This window comes from Pseudomonas sp. LA5 (assembly GCF_028640825.1).
Lineage (GTDB): Bacteria > Pseudomonadota > Gammaproteobacteria > Pseudomonadales > Pseudomonadaceae > Chryseomonas > Chryseomonas aestiva.
In genome coordinates, this window is sequence record NZ_JAQYZY010000055.1 from 1 (window position 1) to 1,991 (window position 1,991).

Below are 1,991 nucleotides of genomic sequence, written 5' to 3' on the forward strand. Positions count from 1 at the left end.
GCTCATGCTCTGGGCGGTGGCGGAGATCTCTTCCGAGGCGCTGGCCAGGGCATCGGCCGACAGGCGCACGTCGCCGATGATCTGGTTCAGCTTGCCGACGGTGCCGTTGATCGATTCCTTGAGTTCCAGCAGCTGACCCTGGTAGTCACCGCGCACGGTACGGCTCAGGTCGCCCTGGGAGAGCCCGGCCATGACGCCCATGGCTTCGTTGACCGGCGCCACGATGGCATCGAGTGTACCGTTGATCCCGGCGACGATGCGGCGGAAGTCACCCTGGTGGGCAGCGGCATCGGCACGGGTGTCCAGGCGACCGGCCATGGCCGCCTGGCTCAGCTGGTTGGCGTCCTCGACCAGGCGCTGGATGTTGCCGCGGACCTGCTCGAGGTTGTCGTTGATGACCGCCTTCTGCCCGGGGAAGCGCTCCAGCGCCACCGACAGATCGCCTTCGCCGAAGCTCTTGACGCAGGCCATGGCCTTGGCCGAATCGCTCAGGTGGCCGGCGACCATGCCGTTGACCCCTTCGGCCATGTTGCGATAGGCGCCCTGGAAGCGCTCGGCCGGAATGCGCACCACGGTTTCGCCGCGGTCATGGGCAGCCGACATGCTGCTCATTTCGCTGATCAGGCTGCGCAGGGTGGTGACCATGTTCTGCATGGCCGCCATCAGGCTGGTCTTGTCGTCGTCGCGCAGCTTGATGTCGTCCGGCAGATCGCCGGCGGCCACGCGGCCGGCCAGGGTCGCCACCGCCGCGGGCTCACCGCCCAGCTGACGCAGCAGATTGCGGGTGATGAAGAAGCCCAGCAGGGCCACCGCCAGCAGGGTCGCCAGGGCAATGCCCAGGGCCAGCCAGGTGGCCTCGACCTTGGTCTTCTGGGCGACCTGCACACCTTGCAGCGCGAGGGTCTGGTTGTAGCCTACGTGCTCGTCGAGGGCCTTGTTGATCGCCAGCATCACGTCGGTGCGGCTGCGCATCAGGGCCTGGGCGTCTTCGTTGCGATTCTGCCGCGACAGGGCGATGACCTGGTCGCCGAGGCTGAACAGCGCCGTGAAGGCGGCGCGATCGGCGGCCAGCAGGCCACGGTCGCGGTCGTCCGAGACCAGTGTCTCGTACTTGCCGAGATTCTGGCCGATGCGCTCCTTGGCCGCGGCCAGGTCCTGCTCGACGGTGGTCATGGTTTCGGCGCTGGTCGACAGCACGTGGCGATAGATGCCCACCACGTAGTCGGAGCGGCTGTCGTTGACCTCGCCGAGCGCCTTGAGGCTGGGAACGGTGTTGTCGTTGCCGTAGTTGGCCGCCTGGAACACCTGGTCGATTTCGTATTGCCCGGTGCCGGCCAGCACCAGGATGCCCAATAACGCGGACAGCACCAGCAGCAGCATTTTCTTGATGACGGTCATGTCGATGGTCTCAAAAAGGCCACCTGCAGGTGGCCGTTGGATAGGGATCAGGATTCGAAGGAGACGTAGCCGTCCGGCACGCCCGAGGTACCCGTACGCAGTGCCTTGCCCGGGACCTGCATGGCCTTGGGCCGCGAGGCCTCCAGCGCGCGCTCCAGGTCCTGTACCACCCGGCCTTCGCCGGTATTGAAGAAGCCCATCAGGCGTTGCAGCTGCTCGGCCTGGGTACTCATTTCCTCGGCGGTGGCAGCCAGTTCTTCGGACGCCGAGGCGTTCTGCTGGGTGATCTGGCTCAGTTGCAGCATGGCGCCGTTGATCTGGCTCACCCCGCTGCTCTGTTCTTCGCTGGCCGAGGCGATTTCCTGCACCAGGTCGGAGGTCTTGCTGATGGACGGCACCATCTGCTCTAGCAGGGTGCCGGCGCGTTCGGCCAGGGCCACGCTGCTCTTGGCCACGGTACCGATTTCCTGGGCGGCGACCTGGCTGCGTTCGGCCAGCTTGCGGACCTCGGCGGCCACCACGGCGAAGCCCTTGCCGTGCTCGCCGGCGCGGGCCGCTTCGATGGCGGCGTTGAGCGCCAGCAGGTTGGTCTG

General features: G+C 66.6%; 2 protein-coding genes. Both read right to left on the minus strand.

Annotated features, from left to right (window positions below):
- Positions 1–1,398 (minus strand): MCP four helix bundle domain-containing protein (locus PVZ72_RS20605; RefSeq protein ID WP_273862893.1); only part of this gene is annotated, 1,398 nt, incomplete at its 3' end.
- Positions 1,399–1,445: 47 nt separating this feature from the next.
- A partial coding sequence (locus PVZ72_RS20610) for a methyl-accepting chemotaxis protein (protein WP_443218260.1) occupies positions 1,446–1,991 on the minus strand: 546 nt, incomplete at its 5' end.